This window comes from Mesorhizobium sp. M0676, assembly GCF_040320535.1.
Taxonomy (GTDB): domain Bacteria; phylum Pseudomonadota; class Alphaproteobacteria; order Rhizobiales; family Rhizobiaceae; genus Mesorhizobium.
This window is the reverse complement of sequence record NZ_JAMYPU010000005.1, coordinates 63039-84873: the sequence shown is the minus strand read 5'-3', so window position 1 is coordinate 84873 and position 21835 is coordinate 63039. Positions and strand designations below refer to the sequence as shown.

Annotated in this window: 19 protein-coding genes and 1 tRNA gene; 11 read left to right on the top strand and 9 right to left on the bottom strand. The window is 60.2% G+C overall.

What is annotated here, in order from left to right:
• Positions 1–212 precede the first annotated feature (212 nt).
• Genes wecB through NKI35_RS07170 form a run of 3 tightly spaced genes read left to right on the top strand, consistent with a single transcriptional unit; the run spans position 213 to position 3497 of the window.
• Positions 213–1367 (top strand): non-hydrolyzing UDP-N-acetylglucosamine 2-epimerase, encoded by a 1155-nt coding sequence (wecB, locus tag NKI35_RS07180; RefSeq protein WP_352544954.1) that lies wholly within the window; start codon positions 213–215, stop codon positions 1365–1367.
• Positions 1360–2697 carry a UDP-N-acetyl-D-mannosamine dehydrogenase gene (gene wecC / locus NKI35_RS07175; RefSeq protein ID WP_023686301.1) on the top strand — a complete coding sequence of 446 codons (1338 nt, stop codon included), beginning with the start codon at positions 1360–1362 and terminating at the stop codon, positions 2695–2697. The genes wecB and wecC overlap by 8 nt, the downstream gene beginning before the upstream one ends.
• The gene (locus NKI35_RS07170; RefSeq protein ID WP_023725122.1) at positions 2694–3497 is read left to right on the top strand and encodes a WecB/TagA/CpsF family glycosyltransferase; all 804 of its coding nucleotides are present in this window, start codon (positions 2694–2696) and stop codon (positions 3495–3497) included. Before wecC ends, NKI35_RS07170 begins: the two co-directional genes overlap by 4 nt.
• Positions 3498–3537: 40 nt before the next feature.
• Here the strand turns inward: NKI35_RS07170 and NKI35_RS07165 are convergent, their stop codons facing one another.
• The gene (locus NKI35_RS07165) at positions 3538–4977 is read right to left on the bottom strand and encodes a lipopolysaccharide biosynthesis protein (protein ID WP_352739258.1); all 1440 of its coding nucleotides are present in this window, start codon (positions 4975–4977) and stop codon (positions 3538–3540) included.
• A 168-nt stretch (positions 4978–5145) separates the two neighbouring features.
• Between NKI35_RS07165 and NKI35_RS07160 the strand changes: the two genes are divergently transcribed.
• Complete coding sequence (locus tag NKI35_RS07160) at positions 5146–6264, top strand: glycosyltransferase family 4 protein (RefSeq protein ID WP_352739255.1); 1119 nt, start codon at positions 5146–5148, stop codon at positions 6262–6264.
• A gap of 18 nt (positions 6265–6282) precedes the next feature.
• On the opposite strand, the gene asnB is transcribed toward NKI35_RS07160, so the two are convergent.
• Positions 6283–8172, bottom strand: a complete 1890-nt coding sequence (gene asnB / locus NKI35_RS07155; RefSeq protein ID WP_352739253.1) for an asparagine synthase (glutamine-hydrolyzing) — start codon at positions 8170–8172, stop codon at positions 6283–6285.
• 214 nt (positions 8173–8386) lie between these two features.
• Positions 8387–9583 (bottom strand): glycoside hydrolase family 5 protein, encoded by a 1197-nt coding sequence (locus NKI35_RS07150; RefSeq protein ID WP_352739251.1) that lies wholly within the window; start codon positions 9581–9583, stop codon positions 8387–8389.
• Positions 9584–9644: 61 nt separating this feature from the next.
• On the opposite strand from NKI35_RS07150, the gene NKI35_RS07145 reads away from it, so the two are divergent.
• The 3 genes from NKI35_RS07145 to NKI35_RS07135 all read left to right on the top strand — a co-directional run bounded on the left by NKI35_RS07145 (position 9645) and on the right by NKI35_RS07135 (position 13995).
• Positions 9645–11648, top strand: coding sequence for a heparinase II/III family protein (locus tag NKI35_RS07145; protein WP_352739249.1), 2004 nt, complete (start codon positions 9645–9647; stop codon positions 11646–11648).
• Positions 11649–11851: 203 nt separating this feature from the next.
• Entirely contained in the window at positions 11852–12844 is a 993-nt protein-coding gene (locus NKI35_RS07140; RefSeq protein WP_023691685.1) for a sterol desaturase family protein, read from the top strand.
• Positions 12841–13995 (top strand): GNAT family N-acetyltransferase, encoded by a 1155-nt coding sequence (locus NKI35_RS07135; protein WP_352739247.1) that lies wholly within the window; start codon positions 12841–12843, stop codon positions 13993–13995. The genes NKI35_RS07140 and NKI35_RS07135 overlap by 4 nt, the downstream gene beginning before the upstream one ends.
• A 312-nt stretch (positions 13996–14307) precedes the next feature.
• Here the strand turns inward: NKI35_RS07135 and NKI35_RS07130 are convergent.
• Positions 14308–14384: transfer RNA gene (locus tag NKI35_RS07130), tRNA-Met, on the bottom strand.
• Between the two features lie 235 nt (positions 14385–14619).
• On the opposite strand from NKI35_RS07130, the gene NKI35_RS07125 reads away from it, so the two are divergent.
• Entirely contained in the window at positions 14620–15579 is a 960-nt protein-coding gene (locus NKI35_RS07125) for a Gfo/Idh/MocA family protein (protein ID WP_023683623.1), read from the top strand.
• A gap of 64 nt (positions 15580–15643) precedes the next feature.
• Here NKI35_RS07125 and mnmA read toward each other — a convergent pair whose 3' ends face one another.
• Positions 15644–16834 carry a tRNA 2-thiouridine(34) synthase MnmA gene (gene mnmA / locus NKI35_RS07120; RefSeq protein ID WP_023683624.1) on the bottom strand — a complete coding sequence of 397 codons (1191 nt, stop codon included), beginning with the start codon at positions 16832–16834 and terminating at the stop codon, positions 15644–15646.
• 255 nt (positions 16835–17089) lie between these two features.
• Here mnmA and sciP point away from each other — a divergent pair, with 255 nt between their 5' ends.
• Entirely contained in the window at positions 17090–17365 is a 276-nt protein-coding gene (gene sciP / locus NKI35_RS07115; protein ID WP_013529904.1) for a CtrA inhibitor SciP, read from the top strand.
• Positions 17366–17429: 64 nt separating this feature from the next.
• Here the strand turns inward: sciP and NKI35_RS07110 are convergent, their stop codons facing one another.
• Positions 17430–18359 (bottom strand): NADP-dependent oxidoreductase, encoded by a 930-nt coding sequence (locus tag NKI35_RS07110; protein ID WP_352739245.1) that lies wholly within the window; start codon positions 18357–18359, stop codon positions 17430–17432.
• Between the two features lie 92 nt (positions 18360–18451).
• Between NKI35_RS07110 and NKI35_RS07105 the strand changes: the two genes are divergently transcribed.
• Positions 18452–18841, top strand: coding sequence for a winged helix-turn-helix transcriptional regulator (locus tag NKI35_RS07105; protein ID WP_023683627.1), 390 nt, complete (start codon positions 18452–18454; stop codon positions 18839–18841).
• A 119-nt stretch (positions 18842–18960) separates the two neighbouring features.
• On the opposite strand, the gene NKI35_RS07100 is transcribed toward NKI35_RS07105, so the two are convergent.
• On the bottom strand, positions 18961–19338 hold the full coding sequence (locus NKI35_RS07100; RefSeq protein ID WP_023669945.1) for a flagellar export protein FliJ: 378 nt from the start codon (positions 19336–19338) through the stop codon (positions 18961–18963).
• Positions 19339–19787: 449 nt separating this feature from the next.
• Between NKI35_RS07100 and ctrA the strand changes: the two genes are divergently transcribed.
• The gene (gene ctrA / locus NKI35_RS07095; protein ID WP_006203583.1) at positions 19788–20483 is read left to right on the top strand and encodes a response regulator transcription factor CtrA; all 696 of its coding nucleotides are present in this window, start codon (positions 19788–19790) and stop codon (positions 20481–20483) included.
• Positions 20484–20568: 85 nt separating this feature from the next.
• On the opposite strand, the gene NKI35_RS07090 is transcribed toward ctrA, so the two are convergent.
• Together NKI35_RS07090 and chpT are read right to left on the bottom strand one after the other, a co-directional pair.
• On the bottom strand, positions 20569–20937 hold the full coding sequence (locus NKI35_RS07090) for a response regulator transcription factor (RefSeq protein WP_023669946.1): 369 nt from the start codon (positions 20935–20937) through the stop codon (positions 20569–20571).
• 244 nt (positions 20938–21181) lie between these two features.
• Positions 21182–21811, bottom strand: a complete 630-nt coding sequence (chpT, locus tag NKI35_RS07085) for a histidine phosphotransferase ChpT (protein WP_023669947.1) — start codon at positions 21809–21811, stop codon at positions 21182–21184.
• Between the last annotated feature and the right edge of the window lie 24 nt (positions 21812–21835).

Genomic DNA, 21835 nt, shown 5'->3' with positions numbered 1-21835 from the left:
GTCAACCCAAGTTATTCTCGTTAAAGCAAAAAATGGCTTTGCTTTGGTATCTTTCCCCACTGTTCCTGGCAAGGGTTGCCCAAGGGGGGCTGCGGACTCTAGCGTTAATCATACGTTAATTTTTTTGAATACGAAGGCGGTTCAGGGCGCTATTGTTAGGCTGAAAGCACATGTCAGCCGGGCGCCCACGCTTTCGGTGACCAGGGTCAACCATGAACGCCGTTTCACATCCGAGATTGCCCTCAAGGCGAAAACTGCTGATCGTGTTCGGCACGAGGCCGGAGGCGCTCAAATGTTTTCCGGTGGCGCGCGCCGCGCTCGCCCATCCAGGCTTTACCACGGAAATATGTGTGACGGGCCAGCATCGCGAGATGGTCGATCAGGTCATTGAATTGACGGGCCTGCCGGTGCACTACGATCTCAACATCATGCAGCCAGGTCAGACGTTGTTCGACGTGACCTCGCGCGTGCTCCTCGGAATGGCGGGGGTGCTGGAGAAGGCGAAGCCGGACATCGTCGTCGTCCAGGGCGACACAACCACCGCGATGACCGCGGCTCTAGCTGCCTTCTACAAGCACATTCCGGTTGCCCATATCGAGGCGGGATTGCGCAGCCACAACATCAACTCTCCCTTTCCGGAGGAACTGAACCGCAAGATTGCCGGCAACATCGCCACCTGGCATTTTGCGCCGACCACCGAGGCGCGCGACAATCTCATCGCCGAAGGAAAGGCTGCGAACACCATCTTCGTAACCGGCAATACCGTGATCGACACGCTGCTGCATTTCTCCAGCGAGATCGATGCCGACAAGTTGATGAACGCCAAGCTCGCCGCTCGTTTCCCCTTCATCGATCCGACCAAGAAAATGATACTCGTCACCGGTCATCGCCGTGAGAATTTCGATGGCGGCATCCAGAGAATCTGCACCGCGCTGAAGGCATTGTCGGCGCGCAGGGATGTGCAGATCATCTACCCGGTCCATCCCAACCCGAATGTGCGCTCCGTGGTCGAGGCCGAAATCGGGACGGTGCCGAACATCCACCTGATCGACCCGCAGGACTATTTGCCGTTCCTGTACCTGCAGAAACAGAGCTACCTGGTGTTGACCGACAGCGGCGGCGTGCAGGAAGAGGCGCCTTCACTCGGCAAGCCGGTGCTGGTGATGCGGGAAAACACGGAGCGACCCGAAGGGATCGCCGCTGGTACTGCCCGGCTGGTCGGCACCGATATCGAAAAAATTCTGGCCAATGCCAATAGCCTGCTCGATGATGAGAGCGTCTATCGCGGCATGGCGGAGAGGCACAATCCATACGGCAATGGCCAAGCTGCGAGCCGGATCGTTGAGGAATTGCTGAATCATGGCTGAAATCAAAACCGTTTCCGTTATCGGCATGGGCTATATCGGCCTGCCGACCTGTGCCATTTTTGCCAGCCGCGGACTCGATGTCATCGGTGTCGATATCAACGAGGCGGTGGTCGCGAAGGTCAACCGCGGCGAAATCCACATCATCGAACCGGACCTGGATGGTTTGATCCAGAAAGTTGTCGCCAATGGCAAGCTCAAGGCATTCAGCACGCCTCAGCCGGCCGATGCCTATATTATCGCCGTTCCAACTCCGATCACCCCGGACCGCAAGCCGGATGTCAGCTACGTGCTTGCGGCAGCGCGAAGCATCGCTCCGGTGCTAAAACGGGACGACCTGGTGGTGCTGGAATCAACATCGCCGGTCGGTACGACGCGTGTCATGACAGCGCTGCTCGCGGAACTGCGACCCGATCTCAAATTTCCCGTTGCGCATGGCGAGGAAGCTGACGTCCTGGTCGCCTACTCTCCCGAGCGCGTGCTGCCGGGAAAGGTGCTGACCGAGCTGATCAACAATGATCGCTCGATCGGCGGACTGTCCCGAAAGTCTTCGGAGCGGACAGCGGCACTCTATTCAAGCTTCGTCGCCGGCGACCTGTTCATAACCCAGGCCGAAAGCGCGGAACTGGTTAAGCTGACTGAAAATGCGTTCCGCGATGTCAATATCGCCTTCGCCAATGAGCTTGCGGCGGTGTGCCAGGATCTGTCGCTCAACGTCTGGGAGGTAATCGATCTCGCCAACCGGCATCCTCGCGTGAACATCCTGCAGCCGAGCCCGGGCGTGGGCGGCCACTGCATTGCGATCGATCCGTATTTTATCATCGACGCCGCACCGAACAATACGCGGCTGATCAGTTCGGCACGGCGCATCAATTCCGAGCGACCCTTGTCGGTGGTCAGGGACATCGAGGCATTGCTCGACCCGACCCGCAAGCAGACGATCGCCTGTCTTGGCCTCAGCTTCAAACCCAATATCGACGATATGCGCGAGAGCCCGGCTGTCGAGGTTGTTAAGCTTCTGTCCAAGATTCCCAATATCAAGATCGTCGCTGCCGAGCCCAATGCGCGTCAGTTGCCACACGAGCTCGAGGGCAGCGGCGTCATGTTCACCGATGCACTTTCCGCTATTGACCAATCCGATATCGTCGTCCTGCTGGTCGACCATCGACAATTCAATCTGATCGATCCCGAAGCGCTCAAGGACAAGAAGCTCGTCGACACACGGGGCCTGTGGACCTGGCGCAAGGCGCGCAAGCCCGACGCCCGCATCGAAGGCAAGAAATCCGAAATGGAACGCTCGCAGTCTCTCGCTCGCACCGGAGAAGCGGCATGAACTCGCATGACCCGGCATGGGCGCAACACTCTCTATTGGCATCACGCCGCCGCGAGTTTCTCGGTGCGACCATCCATGCGCTGACCATGGCCGAGACGCTGGCCATCGCAGACGAGGCGATGGCGACGCGGCGACCGCTTCATCATGTTGTCGTGAACGTCGCCAAGCTTGTGAACATGCGCAAGAATGCCGAACTGCGCGAGGATGTCGTCGGGGCGGATATGGTCAATGTCGACGGCAAAGGCGTGCTTTGGGGCGCGCGGCTCTGCGGCGTCGAGTTGCCGGAGCGTGTGACCGGCGTCGACGTCATGATCAACCTGCTTGCGCTGTGCGCCAAGCGTGGCTATCGCCCCTACCTTTTGGGCGCTGAACAGCACATTCTCGACGCAGTTGAAAGCCGACTTGCCAGAGATCATCCGAGCCTGGCCATTGCCGGCCGGCGCAATGGGTATTTCAAGGCGGAGGAAGAGGCCGCGATCGTCGAGGCCATCAACGCTTCAGGTGCCGACTGCCTGTTTGTGGCGATGCCGACGCCGAGCAAGGAGCGCTTTCTCAAGCGCTATCGCGACGTACTCGCTCCGAGTTTCGTCATGGGCGTGGGCGGCAGCTTCGACGTCTATGGTGGAAAGGTCGCCCGGGCACCGAAACTGGTTCAGGCGGCGGGCCTGGAGTGGCTGTTCCGTGTGGCACAGGAGCCGCGACGCTTGTGGCGCCGCTACTACGATACCAACACCGCCTATGCACTGCTGCTGTGGCGTGAGTTCTGGTCTCGCCGGGGACGCCGAAACGTCAATCCGTAGGCTCGCGACTGTCAGACAAGCATGCCTCATAGCGCGGGATTTATGCGATCCGGAGCCGTGCCCTTAGCTTGCCGATGAACTGCGTCACGGCCGCGGGGTGAAACAACCAGGTCAGTCCCAGGAAAGCCGCAGCGCCGGCGACGCCGCCCGCCGCGAGCGGAAAGATCGCCGGCATATTGCCCAGCGCAGTGCTGGCAAGGCTGGCGGCCAGTCCGGTGCAGATAGAAATGATGGCCGAGACAGCGATGTCGCGCCAGGGAACCGGCACCGGCGTGAGCCTCTCGGCGATGACGATGCAGGCTGCAAGACCTGCCAGCGATCCGCCCGCCAACGCCAACGCCGCGCCAACCTCCGCCATGGTGGGGATCAACAGAAAAGACAGTGAAATCGTTGCCACCGAGCCGAAGGAATTGGCGATGATCAGCAACCACGGCCGCTTATGTGCGTGCACCACGACGCCATAAACGAAGCTTGTGAGATTGGCACAAAGAACGCTGAAGGCGATGATCGGAAACAGCAGACCGAAGCGACCATGATATTCCGCGGGCAGCAGGAGTCGCGTGATGTCGCCGCTGAGCGCGATAAGCATTGCTGCGACCGGCAGGCAAAGGCGTATCATCAAGGCCATGAGTTGCGACAACAACCGCCCGGACGCCTCGGATCCCTCTTCGTCGAAGCGGCTGACCACTTCTGGAAATGCGCCCATGTTGATTGCGTTGGCGACCATATCGATCGGCTGCCGAGCCAATGCGTAGGCGGCTGCGAAGACAGCCACCGCGCCGGCATCGTAGTAGAGCTTGAGGAAGACGCGTTCAGCGCTGTTGAGACCGAAACCGACCAGCGCCATGATGACGAGGGGCACGCCGAGGGCAAAAAACTCCTTGTGGGTGAAGCGCGGCGGGCCGCCAATAACGCGCCCGGATGCCACCACGCACGCCACGATGCCGGCAATCAGCACGGCGAGGCTCGAGCCGAGCGATACCGTCAGAAACGAGCGTTGGAAGATAAGGATGGCGGCGATCGGCAAGGCGAGTTGCAGCAGGCCGCGCAGATATTCAAGCATCGAATAGAGCGAATGACGCTGCTGCATTTGCAGCACCGTCAACGCGAACCGGCTGATGGAGCCGGCAATCAGATAGCTGCAGACGGCGATTGCAAATTCGATCCAGCGCTCCGGCACGATCACCGCCGAGGCGATCACGGATATGATCAGGGCCAGCACCGTGGTGACAAGCAATACCTGTCCGGCAAGCATCAGGCTGCCACGGCTGACGTCGCCTTTTCCGCCAAGCCGCAGCAAGGCAATGCGCAGCCAGTTGGTAACGGCAACATCCGTCATTTCGCCCACGGTGACCACCAGGGTCAGCAGGCCATACTCGGTCTGGTCGATCAGCCGCGTCATGACGACCAGCAGGAGCAGAGCGGAAACCCGCGTCAGCAGAATAGCTGGGCCATAGATGAGTGTGGAACGGAGCAGCAAAGGGTTGTTCCCGGAAAATTTGCCGTCGATTAATCGTTGACCGACGGGAATTCCAGCATGATGACGGCAAAGGGTGAACGGATACAGTTTGAACCAAAAGATTTGTCGTAAACCTTTTTTGGAACCTTTGCTTTACGGTCACCCGGCATCCGCAATCCAAATGGTGTCATGTTGCAGCGTCTCGCCCACAATAGAAAAATACATGTCCTGGTCGCAACGCCCTCGGGCGTTTCGGGACAAGGCGGCATCGACCGGATCATGGGGGCGCTGAAGCAGGAGTTCGAACGGCAAGAGATCGCCGACATCGATCTGCGCTTTCTTTCCAGCCGTGGCCCGGGACATGTCGGGCTTTCGATCTTCTACATGCTTGGTTTTTGCGCGCGGATGCTTGCGGCCCGCCTCGACAGACGCGCCGACGTCATTCACATCAATATATCGGTCTCCGGCAGCACCTATCGCAAGATGATGATCGCCGCCTGCGCCAGGCTGTTGTCGATACCATATGTCCTTCATCTGCATGGGGCGCAGTATCAGACATTCTGGAAAGATGATCATAGTTTCATGAGCCGCCGTATCAGGGCTCTGTTCGAGCATGCCGGCCGGGTGATTGTCCTGGGGGGGCTTTGGCGCGATTTCGTCGCCAGCCGGGCACCGGCGAACGGCGGCAATATTGTCATCGTTCCCAACGCCACGGCAGTTCCTTCCCTGGCGCACGTCGGCGGAGGCGATCACGTGCACATCCTGTTCCTCGGCCGCATCGGCGAGCGAAAGGGCGTGCCGCAGTTGGGCGAGGCGCTGGAGCGGATGAAACATCTCAGGGGTTGGCGTGCCACGATCGCCGGCGATGGTGAGGTCGAGCCGGCACGAGCGAGGTCGGTCGCTCTAGGGATTGCCGACCGTATTGCTTTTCCGGGCTGGGTGGGACCTGACGAGGTCGCATCACTGATCGCTTCGGCCGATATTCTGGTGCTCCCCTCGTTCGCCGAAAATCTGCCAATGTCGGTGATCGAAGGCATGGCGGCCGGCCTGGCTGTCGTGGCCACCCCGGTTGGCGCGGTCGAGGACATCATCACCCACGATCAATCCGGTCTGTTGGTGCCGCCCGGCGATGTGGCGGCGTTGACCGAGGCGTTAACTCGGCTGGTCGAGGATACGGCGCTGCGCGCGCGGCTTGGCGCCGCCGCCATGGCGGTGCACCGGGCAAGGCTTGAGCTTGCACCGTTTGTCGACGCGATCTGCGATGTCTGGAGATCGGTCGCGTCCGAGGCGCGATCGGTCAAGCGCTGACGCTGTCCTTCATTGTCGTCACTGCGGCGGGCCAAGCGCGAATTCGCGGTGGAATATCTCCAGGTTCAAAAGCGCCCATATCAGTTTTTCGTGGTCCGCGGCGCGCTCGGCGTGCTCCCTGACAATCTGGTCCAGCTTCTTGGCGCTCAAATAGCTACGGATGACCGAATGGGACGAACACAGATGGTCCCGTACATAATCGCTCATCGGCCCGCGGAACCATTCGGCGACGGGCACCTTGAAGCCGATCTTTGGGCGGTTGAGGACCTCGTCGGGAACCATGCCGGCCATGCAGTCGCGCAGGATCTGTTTGCTGTGCAGGAGGCCCAGCCTGTAACGATCGGGCAGTTGGCTGACGAAGGAAACCAGATCGCGATCAAGGAATGGCATTCGCCCCTCGATTGAACCGGCCATCATCACTCGGTCGCCCCGTTCCAAGAGGTTGTCGGGCAACCACGATGTCTGATCAAAAAACAACACACGGCGCAGATGAGATTCCGTCACACTCGAAGAGAACGGGAAATCATTGCGGTCATGGCCGCAAGTGGCCAATCCACCGAGGAGCGAATCGCGTTCCCGCGCCGTCATGGCTCCAAACCAGGAGATCATCCGGGTGGCAAAGTCCCGTTCACCCGCGCTTCGGGCAAATATGTCGAACTTGGCCGATGCGCCGGGCAATGCGCGCATCAAAGGGGCGAGGAGATTGTTGTGAAGCGACGCTGGAACAAGTGACCGGTAGACACCCGCCAGAGACTCTGCGCGATGTTTGGGGTAGCCGCCGAGAATCTCGTCCGCCCCTTCGCCCGTAAGCACCATCTTGACGTCCCGCGAGGCTCGAACCGACATCAGGTAAATTGGAATGTCCGTACTTTGTGAAACAGGTGCCCCCCGATGGCGGACCATCTTGGGCAGATGATTCATCAGGTCATCCGCCTGGATGACGATTTCGCAATGATCGGTCTTGAAATGATCGGCGACGCGCCGGGCGAATGGAAGCTCGCTGTAAGCCTGTTCGCTGAAACCGACCGAAAACGTACGAATGGGGTTGTCGCTGTGCCTGGTCATCAGGGCAACGATTGCCGACGAGTCGAGCCCCCCGGACAGAAAGGCGCCAAACGGCGCATCACTGCGCATCCTGATCTCGACAGAACGGTCGAGCAATTCCAGAAATCGTCGCTTGGCGGTTCCTGGATCGATATCCGCTGTCAGATCGGTCTGATCCGGGGGCGCATAATAGCGCGTTTCCGTTACTTCCCCTTGCGACCACACAGCGTAGCTTCCCGGGTTGAGCTTGCGGATCTGTTTGAAAAGCGTCCGCGGTCCAGGCACGTAACGCCAGGTCAGATACTCGCGCACTCCATCCAGATCGAGCTGCTGGCCATCTGGCTGCGCAGACAACAACGCGCTGATCTCCGAGGCAAACGACAGCAAATTTCTGCCTTGCATGAGGTAAAGGGGTTTTTTTCCAAAGGGGTCGCGAGCGAGGATCAATTCGCGCCGTTGAGCGTCCCACAGCGCAAAAGCGAACATCCCGCTCAATCGGTCGAACATGGCCAGGCGCCACTGGTCATAAGCCCTGAGCAGCACTTCCGTGTCGGAGCGTGTGCGAAAACGGTGGCCAAGACCGATCAACTCCTCACGCAGCTCGATGTAGTTGTATATTTCGCCGTTGAAAATAATCCGGAGCCGTCCGTCCTCGGTCTGCATCGGCTGATTTGAATCGGCGTTTAAGTCGATGATCGCCAGGCGGCGATGCACCAATGCCAACTGGTCCTCGCCTGTGTTCAGGTCCAGGAGTTCGATGCCTTCGGCATCGGGACCACGATGCTGCAAGGCATTCGACATCCCGGCGGCCCGATCTTGTGGCTTCTCGACCCTGCGCCCAATCCAGCCGGCAATTCCGCACATTCTTTCCCTTGGCCCTCTTTCCCTTGGTTGCGTCTGATCGAGGACGCCAATCTACAGCGAATATATTAAATAGCTGCTCGGTGGAGTGATTTTAAAACTGAGCCTGATTTGGTTCGATCAGGCCCTCTCGGCTGCAACTGGAGACTCCTTGGGTTCACGCGATTGATCGCCAGCAACCAGGCAGACCGCTAACCGATCCTGACCCGGTGACGAGTTATGGCAGGCCCAGTGCCCGCAACATCTCCCGGTCCGGGATCGCAGGCCCCTTGGGTTGGATAACACTCATTCCGTAAGGATTGGAGAATTCCCAGGCCGACCATGGCATTGAGAAGCGTTCCGCCTCTCTGCGCACCGCCATGAGATAGCGCAGGCGATCAGCATCGAAGGCTCCCATGCGGCCATCCGCAGACATCAAGATAACGCCGAATTCGCCCACGAACAGGCGTCGGCTCGCTATGCCATGGGCTTCAGCCCAGTCGACCGCCTGACGGAAACGCGCTTCGAGCTGGCTCTGCCCCCAATTCTGCTCAAAGTATCGGGCGATTGTTTCACGCGCCGAGGCCATGTTCATCACCTCTTCGATCTGGCTCAAGCCGGCGGCGTCCATCTGCGCCTTGAGGGTTTCGGCGACCACTTCGGGCGTGCTGGCGTCGGCAGGCCAGGGAAGGCCGGAGGAGAAAGCGTTCTTCTCATCGGCCCGCTGGTGCGTGAAGCTGTGCGGATCATACATGTGGAAGCTGTAATAGACGTTGGGGTCGTCGAAGTTGGGGTCCAGGTTGACCAGTCCGGCGATGCTGCCGCCGCAGGCGCCGGTCGCGACGATGGTGAGTTCGCTGCTGACGGCGCGAATATCGCGAACCGTGCCTGCCATGATCCGCTGCCAGTCATCGCTGCCGCTTGAATCGCAAGGGTAGTAGGCGGGCTCGTTATAGGGCTCGAGGGCGACCTTGTCGGCGCCAATTTTGATCAGCATGGCAGCCACCGCCACTACCATTTTGCGATAGCGGGCAACACCCTCGCTGTCGGCCCCGCCATAGATCATTTCCATGCTGTAGGCTGGAACCTGGCTGACGCCATGCAGATCGAAAACCACCTTGAGCCCGCTTGAAACGACCCGCTGCACCGCAGCGGCAAGCATGTCCAGCGCCTGTTGTCGTTTGGCGCCCTCGCTGGCAAGCAGAGGGCCAGGGTCGACACTCAGCCGGACAAAGTCGAAGCCCATGGATCGAATGCGATCAAACTGGTCGCCGTCCGGCCAATCGGTGAGCGGCCTGCCGCCCGCAAGCCATTCCTTCTCGCTGCGATAGGGCGGCCATTTGTAGGAACCATCTTTCTCCACCGGCGACCAGTTGAGCCATTCATGGACGCCGACGCCGCGCTCAAGCGGGATCGGCGCCGCCTCGGCTGACATAGCCATGCCAAGCGCGCACGCTATGACGTAGACAACTTTTCTCATCGCAAAACTCCGCGTCATGGCCGAAGATATTAACCGCGGGAACGGAAAAGAGGATGCCGCCACACGCTTTTTCGACGGGATGGTGTATGAGGATCAAAATCTTGGCGGAGCGCGGATGAGGGTCGGGTGGTATTTCAACCGATTGCGCAGCATGGAGTTGGCCGAGATATTGCATCGGTTGGACGAGCAGCGCCGGAGGACCGTTTCGCGACGCCGCGACAACGGCTGGCAGCGCTATGCGTCGCCGCAGTTGCACCCGGTGCTGCACGGATTGCGGAATGCTGTGCCGGCTGCGACACCAGCCCAGCGGCAAGCTATCGAGGCGGCTGCGCAAAACACTCTTCGGGGCCAGTTTTCAGCACTTGGGCAGACCTGGCCACAGCGAGACCCCTATACTCTCTTTCCACCCGAGCTCTGGCGCCTTGATCCGGTGACCGGCCGGCTTTGGCCAGGCCCCAAGACCCATACTTTCGATATCGATTTTCGCCATGCCACCGGCCGTGGCGATGTAAAATATGTTTGGGAAATGAACCGGCTGCAGCAACTGCCGCCACTGGCTGCCCATCTGCTTCTCACCGGCGACGATCAATCCCGTGCGGCCATCGAGGCGGCGATCGAGAGCTGGCATTTCGCCAACCCACCGTTTCGGGGCGTTGGCTGGGCCTCGGGCATCGAGGTCGCGCTACGAGCCATCAGCCTGATTGTCACGCTCGACCTCGTCGGCGACCGGCTTGGCGCGGCGACGCGAAAAAAAATCGGTGAAATACTGGCGGCAAGCGCCTATTGGCTGCCGCGGTTTCCCTCCCGTTTTTCGTCCGCCAACAACCATCTCGTCGCGGAATTGGCTGGCGAATATTTGATCGGTCTGGCTTTCGGGGCCGAGGTGGCTCGCGAGTCGCTCCTGGCTGAGGTGCTCAAACAGATCCTGGCCGATGGCGCCGGGGCCGAGCAGACCCCGACCTACGCCGCCTTCAGTGCCGAACTTTTCCTGCTGTGCGCTGCGGCGGCGCGCCAGGCCGGACTGCCTTTTCCCCAGCCCGTCGAAGCGCGTTTGGCCGCTTTCGCCAATTTCGCAGGCTGGCTCCCGCCGAAAACCAGCGGCTTCGGCGACAATGATGAAGGCCGCGTGATCACGCTGGGGGGCGAAACCGATTATGTCGGATCGGTCGCGGCCGCCATCCGTGGTTTTCTACGGATGCCGGGCAGCGCACCGGAGCCTGGCGATTTTCGTGCGCTTTTCTTCGGCGCGCCACCGCGGCCGGCGCCGGTGCCGAATGGATTGCATACATTCACGCAAGGCGGGCTCTCCGTCTGGCGCGGAGAGATGAATGGTCGCAACGTCCATCTGACATACGACCACGGCCCGCTGGGCTACCTTTCGATAGCGGCGCACGGTCATGCCGACGCGCTGTCGCTCATCCTGTGCATTGACGGCGATCCGGTGCTGGTCGACCCCGGCACATGGCTCTATGGTTCGGGGGGAGGCTGGCGCGACTGGTTCCGCTCGACGCCGGCGCACAACACGCTGAACCTAGAGGGTAAAAGCCAAAGCATCATCTCCGGGGCGTTCAACTGGTCGCACAAGGCGGTTGCGACATTGGTGGAGAGCGAGCCGGGGCCGCACTGGAGGCTGTGTGCCCGACATGACGGGTACAAAGGCCGCTTCGGCGTTGTGCATCAACGCGCCGTGACACGCGATGGCGACGGCATCCTCGTGACCGACCAACTGCTCGGCGGCAGCCGCGTCGCTGAGATCGTCTTCCAACTCGCCGCCGACCTCCACGCCAACAGGGATGGAAACATTGTCACGGTATTGCGCGGCGCTGAACCTTTGATGACTATCCACTTTCCAGACGCAGCGATCCACATCCGTTCCGGCGGCGACACACCGGGCCAGGGCGGCTGGGTTTCGCCGCGTTTTGGTGCAAGGCAGCCAGCCGAACGCCTCGCATGGCGTGGCCAAGTAGGCGAAAAGGGAGTAGTCATCCGGCTCGCGCCAAGTCCGCCGCAGACCCGATAACGGGCAGGTTGCAGGCGCAGCGTTCGACATTAATTACGTTCAGATATTTAGCGGTTTTGACACCGTTGATCTGCTAATTTGGCCATGATTGTTTTGCCAGTCGCATCCCGATACACAGTTGCGGGCAGCATATGATGGGCCTGGCAATATGTGCTTCGCGACGAGCCGGATCGCCATTTCACCACCTAGGAGCCACTGCATCGATGTTTTCGGAATTCGCCAGAGTGATCGTGGAAAAACTCTCACACATCAATCTGCTGACACTCGGTCTCCTGTTGCTCACGGCGCTGGGGAGCGCGGTGGTCGCCTACTGGCGAACGGTCGAACAGAAATCCTTCCGGGACTTTTTCGACTTCGCCTTTCCCGCGGAAGTCATCATGCACCCATCGGCACGAGCGGACGCATTGTTCTGGATCACGAAAAGGCTGGTGATGCCCTTCCTGCTCATTCCCGCCGGTGTCACCTTCGTTGCCGCCACGGGATATGCAACAAACCAGGCAGTCGGCTGGCTCTTCAGCATCTCGCAACCGCTGATACCCGGCCCCGCCGGCCCAGTGACGATCATCCTCTTCACCGCAACCATGCTCGTTGCTTACGATATCTCCTACTACCTATATCATGTTGCCCAGCACCGTTTTCCGTTCCTGTGGGAATTGCACAAGGTGCATCATTCGGCCGAAGTGATGGTTGGGATCACCAAGGACCGGGTTCACCCCCTGGACGATCTGATGAACCGGATCTGGGACGGCGTCATACCGGGGATCAGTTTCGGCTTGTGGAGCCTGATTGCGCTTAATCCGGTCGAGATCGCCATATTTGGCATCAACGTCTATGTCATTCGCAACATTCTCATGATGGACTTTGTTCGCCACACGCATCTGAAGATTTCCTTCGGCCGGTTGAACGGCGTCATCTTGTGTCCGCACTGGCACCAGGTGCATCACAGTGTCGACCCTCGCCACTACGACAAGAATTTCGGGCTGCTTTTTTCATTCTGGGATCGCATATTCGGAACGCAGTTCATCCCGGATCCGGACGAAGACCTCAAGTTTGGACTGATAGATCGCGACGTACGCGACTATCAGTCGCTTTTTGGACTTTACGTGCTGCCGCTCAAGAAAATGGCAAACCATATCGTGCGACTGTTTCAAAAGCGCATCGATGTCGCGCGGCCGCAGGACCGTCTCCAACCATGAACAAAATGGCTTCGATTGACGCTGTTGGTGCGGAGCGACTGGAAATCGTCAGTTCGACGGATCGCCTGGCCGCCATCGAAGCCGAATGGGTAGACCTATGGCATCGTACCGATGCACTGATCTTTCAGAGCCATGCCTGGGTTTCGGCATGGTGGAGCACCGTGCGTGACCGCGCCCGGCGCTCGCTGCGGATCGGCCTGGTATGGAGCGATGACAGGCTGGTCGCTGTCATTCCCCTGGCGATCGGCAGACGAAAAGGACTTCGGCTCCTCGAATGGGCCGCCAATAGCTATACGGACTATGGTGATATTCTTGTCGCGCCGGAATGCTCCCTATCGGCCCTCCAGGACCTCTGGAACCGGATCTGTTCGGCGGGTGGCTTCGATCTTGCTTTTATCAATCGTCTGTCGCCGGATGCGGGAGCCCGCAGGATTTTTACACCGGGCTCTTCCAGCGGCGTCAAGCTTCGCGCCAATCACCGGGAGGAAGTCAGTTATCGCGTCGCTGGACAGTGGGCCAGCGGAGCAGCGTGGCTGGCGGACCAGCCGAAAAAGATGCGCCAGAACTATCGGCGCGGCATCAAGATACTGGAAGAAACAGGCGAAGTGAAATTCCGCCTCCTGTCGGCTGACGAGCCGCTGCAGCCATTGCTGGAGCGACTGTCGGCGCTGAAGCGCAGATGGCTGGAAAAGCACACGCGTGAATCCGACCTTTTCGAAGAGGGCGAGCCGGTTCTTGCCGCCCTGGTGGACGCGCTGTCACGCGCCGGTATGCTGCGCATTTTCGTACTTGAATGCAATGGTGCGATGGTCGCGGTTTCCATCAACATCGTCCAGCACAACGTCATGATGGCATTCGTTACCACCTACGACCCTGATTTTAGCCGAGCGTCGCCGGGTGCGGTCCTGATTACGGAGTATATACAGTGGTCGTTTGATCACGGCTTGGGACTGGTCGATTTCCTCTGTGGCGGAGAGGCCTTCAAACATAGGTTTGCAACACAGGCCGTTACCCTCCAATCCGTTCTTGGGGCACGCACTGTGCAGGGCGCGCTCGCTTCTCTCGTTGATCGTATCTGTCAGACGATCCGCGTACGCTCACGCGGATTGGCGTCGGCGAATCCAGAGCGCCCGCCCGATGAGACTGCTTAATTTAGCTGGATAACTCGGGCATAAGCCGCCGAGCGTTGAGGGCTTGGCGTGCGACATGGGCGCGCCATTCGAAAATCCGCGTCGATTGCGCCTCGGAATCGGGACCGAATGGGGTCCGAGGTGGAGACTTCAGCCAATTTCTCGCAAATCAGGTCTCTCGAGGCGCAGTTTGTCGTCTGCGAAGCGTCGCAACACGTTCGTTGGCGTCACAACGGTAGCAGGCTAGGTCCTGAAATCATTGAAGATTTTTTCGGACAGGGCGCTACCATAGCTCGGCGTTTTTTACTGTGATTCAATAGCTTAAAGGTAGGCTGGTAGCGGGAGAGGGACTTGAACCCCCGACCCCAGGATTATGATTCCCGTGCTCTAACCAACTGAGCTACCCCGCCAGGGCGGCGAAAGGCCTAAATCCGCCTTAAATCGAAAGGCATTTCGAGGCGTTCGCCAAGGTCGCGCGGATATAAGGTTGGGAGGGCGAGCCTGTCAAGCATCGATGCGCGAGGGGCGCCGGCATATTGTCGCCGGCAAAAGCTTTGCCGGGCTGGCATCTCCGGTAAGCCACCGGGGTTGAGTTCGACGGGGCACGCCGCTATGTCTCGGCCAAGAAATTAGAGTTTGAAGCTGATGAAGCCGCGCATTGCAGTCCTCGGTTGCGGATACTGGGGCAGCAACCACATCCGCACCCTCAAGGCGCTCGGCGCGCTGCATGCGGTTTCCGATGCCAATCGGGCGCGGGCCGAAGGCTTTGCCAGCGAGCAGGACTGCCTGGCGATCGAGCCCGACCAGCTGTTCGTGCGTGACGATATCGACGCCATCGTCATGGCGCTGCCGCCGCAATTCCATGCCGATCTTGCCGTGCGCGCCGCTGAGGCCGGCAAGGACGTGCTGGTGGAAAAGCCGATTGCGTTGACCGTGCCCGACGCCGAGCGCGCCGTGCAGGCGGCCAAGGACAATGGCCGCGTGTTCATGGTCGGCCATGTCTTGCGCTTCCATCCCGCCTTCGAGACGCTGAAGGCGCTGATCGACAATGGCGAGCTCGGCGAGGTCCGCTACATCCACTCGCACCGGCTCGGCCTCGGCAAATTCCACACCGAGAACGACGCACTGTGGGATCTGGCGCCGCACGATTTGTCGATGATCCTGGCCATCACCGGCACCGAGCCGATCGAGGTCAGGGGCGAGGGGGCGGCACTCCTCGACAATCTCAGCGATTTCGCGCATCTGCACATGCGTTTTCCCAACGGGCTGCGCAGCCATCTCTTCACCTCGCGGCTCAATCCCTACCGCGAGCGGCGGCTGACCGTGGTCGGCACCAAGGCAATGGCGGTGTTCGACGATGTCGAGCCCTGGGAGCGCAAGCTGGCCGTCTACCGCCACGCGGTGTGGCAGGACAGCGGCCAGTGGGCCTTCACCACCAACGAGCCGTCCTATGTCGCGGTCGGCCAGGGGATGCCGCTGACGCGCGAGCTCGAGCACTTTATCCAGTGTATCGAGACGCGGGCCGAGCCGCGCACCAGCGGCGAGGAAGCCATCAGGGTGCTGCGCATCCTGACGGCGGGTACAGTCACGCACACAAAGTCCTGAGACCGTTTCGAAACTCTGCTTTTAAGGCAGATCGAAACTAAAACTGTCTCCGAGAGGGTAGTGTTTACTCTGCGGGAATCTGCGCCGGCCTGGCTGCGAGCCGGCTGAGCATGGCTTCGGCCTCGGCGCCGCGCTCGGAGCGCTCGATGAAGCCGCCGCCGAAGACGCGGGCTTCGTTGCCGTCGTCGGAATAGAGCACGCAGGCCTGTCCGGGCGCGATGCCGGACTCGCCGTCGACCAGTTCGACAAAGGTGCTGCCAGCGCGGTGATGCAGCACGGCCGGGCGCGGCGGCCGCGTCGAGCGGACCTTGGCGAACAGCTCCATGCCGGCGGCCGGAATGTCGGACAGCGCGCGATCGCCCAGCCAGTTCATGTTGCGCAGATAGATCTTGTGGGTCTCCAGCGCCTCGCGCGGGCCGACGATGACACGGGCCCGGTCGGCGTCGAGATGGACGACGTAAAGCGGCTCGCCCGAGGCGATGCCGATGCCGCGGCGCTGGCCGATCGTATAGCGCAGGATGCCGTCATGGCGACCGAGCACGCGGCCGTCGATATGGACGATGTCGCCTGGGTTGGCGGCAGCTGGCTTCAGCTTGGCGATGATGTCGGAATATTTGCCCTGCGGCACGAAGCAGATGTCCTGACTGTCCTGCTTGGCGGCAACGGTCAGCCCCATTTCTTCGGCGATGGCCCGCACCGCAGGCTTGGACAGCCCACCCAGCGGAAAGCGCAGATAGTCGATCTGCGCCTGCGTGGTGGCAAACAGGAAATAGCTCTGGTCGCGGTCGGCATCGACGGGCCGGAATAGCGCGCGGTGGGCGCCATTGGCGCCGGAGCGGATATAATGGCCGGTGGCGAGCGCATCGGCGCCAAGGTCCTTGGCGGTGGCCAAAAGGTCGGCGAACTTCACCGTCTGATTGCAAGAGACGCACGGAATGGGCGTTTCGCCGGCGACATAGCTCTCGGCGAACGGGTCGATGACCGCCTTGCGGAAGCGCTCCTCATAGTCGAGCACGTAATGCGGAATGCCCAGTGTCTCGGAAACGCGGCGGGCATCGTCAATGTCCTGGCCAGCGCAGCACGACCCGGCCCGGTGCGTTGCGGCGCCATGGTCGTAGAGCTGCAGCGTGACGCCGACGACATCATAGCCTTCGCGCTTCAAAAGGCCGGCAACGACAGACGAATCCACACCGCCCGACATGGCGACGACGATGCGGGTGTTTTGCGGGCTGGCGGGAAGGTCGAGGCTGTTCATGGTTCTTTCGTTCTGCGCGGCGCTTCAATGGCAGTGGCGCGAATATAGGTCAACCACACCAGTGGCGCCAGCTTTGCGGCGGTGGCCATTTTGCGGGAATTGCGCGTCTGCCCTCAGTTGCCTCAAATGCCGATAAAAAGACTAACGCGGCGTTCATGATCCTTACCTACTCATTAGGGTTCGCTTAGGCAATTTTTAAAGCTGTGGCGGTAATGTGGTGGGGATTGGGTCTTTGAGTTTTTAGTAGAGAGTACGATGACCGATCTTGTTAGACCGCGAGTCAAATATGTTATTGGGCCTGACGGCAGCCCTCTTACGATTGCCGATCTTCCGCCGACGAATACACGTCGCTGGGTTATCCGGCGCAAGGCGGAAGTGGTTGCTGCGGTGCGCGGCGGGCTTTTGAGCCTCGACGAGGCATGCCAGCGCTACAAGCTGACCACCGAGGAATTCCTATCCTGGCAAGCGTCGATCGACGAATACGGCCTTGCCGGGCTGCGCACGACGCGCATCCAGCAATACCGGCACTAGAGCCAGGACCACAACAGAAAAGGGCGCGGTAACCGCGCCCTTTTGCCTGTCGGTAATGCCTGCTTCAGACCGTCAGCACCACCTTGCCGATCGGCCTAGTGGCGAGAAAAGTGTGCGCGGCGCCCGCCTGTTCGAGCGGAAACGCCTTTGCCACATGGACCGCAAGCTTTCCCGCATCGACCAGTTTGCCAAGTTCGACGAGGCCTTCACGGTCGGGCACGACGGACATGCGCTCGACGCGGATCCCACGCGCAGCAGCCTTGGCTCGGGTGGTGTCGTGGACATTGAGCAGCGACACCAGGGCGCCACCGTCCTTCAGGACTGTCAGCGATTGGTCGGCATGGTCGCCGCCCATCGGCTCCAGCACCAGGTCGACGTCGCTGACCTCGGCGGTGAAATCTCGCTTGGTGTAGTCGACCACTTCATCGGCGCCGAGCGAGCGGACGAAATCGAGTTTCTTCGGGCTGGCGGTGGCGATGACATAGGCGCCGTGCGCCTTGGCGATCTGCACCGCCAGATGCCCGACGCCGCCGGCCGCAGCATGGATCAACACGCGCTGGCCGCGCTTCAGGCCGCCATGGCGGACAAGGCCTTGCCAGGCGGTCAGACCGGCCAGCGGCAGCGCGCCGGCATGATTGTGGTCAATGCCTTGCGGCTTCGGTGCGATTTCATCGGCCGGGGTGACAGCGAGTTCCGCATAGGCCGCGGCCTGCTTGGGAAAATGCGGCATGCCGAACACGGCGTCACCGACCTTGAGGCCGCCATCGACGCCTGGGCCTACCGCCTCGACCCTGCCTGAAATATCCCAGCCCAAAGTGAAGGGTGGTTCGCCCAGCAAAGGATAGTAACCGGCGCGCACCGAGCCATCGACCGGATTGATGCCGGCGGCATGCACGCGCACGAGCACTTCGCCTGACTTGGGCGAGGGCGCGGGGCGATCGGCGATGACGAGGACGTCGGGCCCGCCGACGGAATTCTGGATAACGGCACGCATTGGAGGCTCCTGCTGGGGTTTTCTGTGCCACTATCATTTCGATAGTAATATTCCCTTGTCCAGTATGTACCTTCTCCATATATAGGCACCTGATGGATAGTGATAATGATTGCGGCTCCGGCTATGACGCCTTCCAGCGGACGTGTCCTTCGCACGCCGTGCTCGAGATGCTGGCCAGCAAATGGGTCTATCTGACGGTTTGTGCGCTGCGCCGTGGCCGGATGCGCAACGGCGAACTGGCGCGCAAGCTCGAAGGAATCACGCCCAAAATGCTGACGCAGACGCTGCGCGTCCTTGAGCGCGACGGGCTTGTGCGGCGCGAAATCTTTCCGGTGATCCCGCCGCGGGTCGAATATGAATTGACCGAACTTGGCCAGAACCTGGCGGGGCTGCTCACCCAGATACGCTCCTGGTCGGAAGAGCATGTGCCTGACATCAAGCAAGCGCGGGCGAGGGCGGCGGCGAACCAGGACGGGATTTGACACGGGCCTGAAGCTGCGGCCGCCTTGCGGCCAGGTCAGCAGCGCCGGAGCCTTTTGGCGCGCTACACGCAAAGCAAAGCGCGGCGTCAGGCGGCGCCGGTCGGGTTAAAACCCTGCCGTCAGCCGATCATGGCGCTGCGACCGCCGAGTTCCGCGTCGCGGATCTTGGTGTCGCGCGATTCCAGCATCTCGGCCTTGGAAAGCTCCGCTTCAGCTTCGCCGAGTAATGATTCGGCAGCGCTTCGCTGCTGGGCGAGGTCGCTTTGAGAGTTTCTGAGGTTATCACGGCGCAGACGCGCCGCCTTGGCGAAGGTCGGATAGGCAAAATGATTGATGTCGGTGATGCCGGCCTTCTTCTCCTCGGCGGTGATCTGAAGCTCCAGTTCAACGGCCATGCGCTCGAACTCGGCGATCATCATGTCGAGCTGCAGCAGCTGCCGCCGCTTCTCATTCACCTGAAATTGCTTCAGCCGAACGAGGTTTTCACGTGACTTCATGATTCGGTACTCCCGGAAACGCACACCTGCACATATCGTCCAATCCGCCCGCCAGGGCCTGGCGCCGCCCGTATCCACCGGCATTCCCCGAACTATGGGAAACAAATCCCTAAAGTTTTTTGCCGGCGGTAACCATTCGTTTACGCGCATTGTTAATCATAAGGGCGAGGACTTAAGGCCGGGTAAAAATTCCGGCTCCCGATACGGAAGCCGGCCAGCGAGTCCCTTGAGTCACTTAGTCCGACTTATTAATGTGTTGCATTAGCGATTTGGTTCTGTGATTCATCATTAGATTCAAGAGGGTGTAGAAAGGGGTTAAAAAATCTGGTACCGTCCTTGGTGCGGAATTAGGTTTTGTTAACCATTCGATGGCAGCCTCTGTTCAGGCAATCACTGCTCCGGTCCCGGATGGGTCGTGACATGGTCCGGCGGCAGAAAAGGGGAATGAAATGCGCGTTCTGCTGATAGAAGACGACAGTGCAACCGCTCAGAGCATCGAGCTGATGCTCAAATCTGAAAGTTTTAATGTTTACACGACCGACCTCGGCGAAGAAGGTGTCGATCTCGGTAAACTTTATGATTACGATATCATTCTTCTCGACCTCAACCTTCCCGATATGTCCGGCTACGAAGTCTTGCGGACACTTCGCCTGTCCAAGGTGAAGACGCCGATCCTGATCCTGTCCGGCATGGCCGGTATAGAGGACAAGGTGCGCGGCCTGGGCTTCGGCGCCGACGACTATATGACCAAGCCGTTCCACAAGGACGAGCTGGTCGCCCGCATTCATGCCATTGTGCGCCGTTCCAAGGGCCATGCCCAGTCGGTCATCACCACCGGCGACCTGGTGGTCAATCTCGACGCCAAGACCGTCGAAGTCGGCGGCCAGCGCGTGCATCTGACCGGCAAGGAATACCAGATGCTGGAGTTGCTCTCGCTGCGCAAGGGCACCACGCTGACCAAGGAAATGTTCCTCAACCACCTTTATGGCGGCATGGACGAACCGGAACTGAAGATCATCGACGTCTTCATTTGCAAGCTGCGCAAGAAGCTCGACGCAGCATCCGGTGGCCAGAACTACATCGAGACGGTCTGGGGTCGCGGCTATGTGCTGCGCGAGCCGGAAGACATCCGCGTCAGCGCCTGAGCGAACACCATCCGATTGAGCCAATGCAAAAAACCCGGCTCAGGCCGGGTTTTTTGCTGTCCTTTTTGGCCGAAAACGAGCCGAATCAGGCGGCAACCTTCAAGGTACGAAATCGTTCGAGCAGTTGCGGCCGGTTGAACGGCTTCAACAGATAACCCTGGGCGCCGGCGCGCTTTGCCTTCATGATCGAGGCAACATCGACCTCGACCAGTGAGATCAGAATCTGCGGTTTGATCGTGCTCTCCATGGCGCGAACCTGGCGAATGACGTCGACCGCTTGCATGTCCGGCAGGGCGCCGTCGACGACAATCACATCAGGCATCTCGGCAGCGCACATCTCGACAGCATCAAGTCCAGTTGCCGCTTCGATGACCACCATGTCGGAGCCGCCAAGAATCCGTTTTGCAACCTTTCTGATGACGCTCGAATCGTCGACAAACATGCAGCGCTTCATTTCCGGGTCCTCTTTGCCATGGTGCGAACCGGCGGCATCCGGGTATCGGGATGCACACTAGGCCAATCTGGTAAAGAAGCAGAAAAGCCGTTAGGTAAAGTTTTTACAAACATGTCGTTTGCAGCCCCATTCGGCAGGGGCGTTGCCGGCAATGAAACTTGCCTGTTCTGAATTGCCGCAAATATCAGCGGGAAAAGATACTTGATTGTTCTTGATGCTCGGACGTCCTGCCGAGCGGCTTCGCTCAGGCCGCGGACAGCACGATCTCTTCGGCGGTCGCGTGAATCGAGATCGTCATGTTGGCCTCACGCGCCAGCAGCAGCGTGTAGTAGGGCTGGACGGTATGGGCGTCGATAGGCTCCTCGGGCTTGTTGCCGGAATGGAGTTCGAGGAATTTCGGCGGCACGCGCAGCATCGGGCCGCTTGCGGCAAGCGCAAAGCGCGGCTCGGTGTCGAGGTTTTCCAGCGTGACCACCAATCTGCCACCGCGCGGGATGGCGGCATTGGCGACGAGCAGCAAATTGAGCAGCAGCTTGACCTTGTTCTTGGGCAGCAGGGCGCGAACCCCGTTCCAGATCAATTCCGGCTTCTCGTTCTTCAGGAAGGCGATGGCGACGGACTCGGCATCGCCGGTGTCGATCATCATGCCCGCCGAACCGGCGGCACCGAAGGCGATGCGGGCGAATTGCAGGCGGGCCGAAGCGTTTCTCGCGCTCTGCCGGATCAGTTTCATGGCGTCTTCGTCGGCGCCGCCCTCGTCCAGGAGTTCGAGGCCGTTGTTGATGGCGCCGACCGGCGAAATGATGTCGTGGCAGACTCGGCTGCACAACAAGGCTGCGAGATCGGGTGCGGAGAGAGAGAAAAGCTCAGCCATCGGCGAAAAATCCCTGCTAAAATT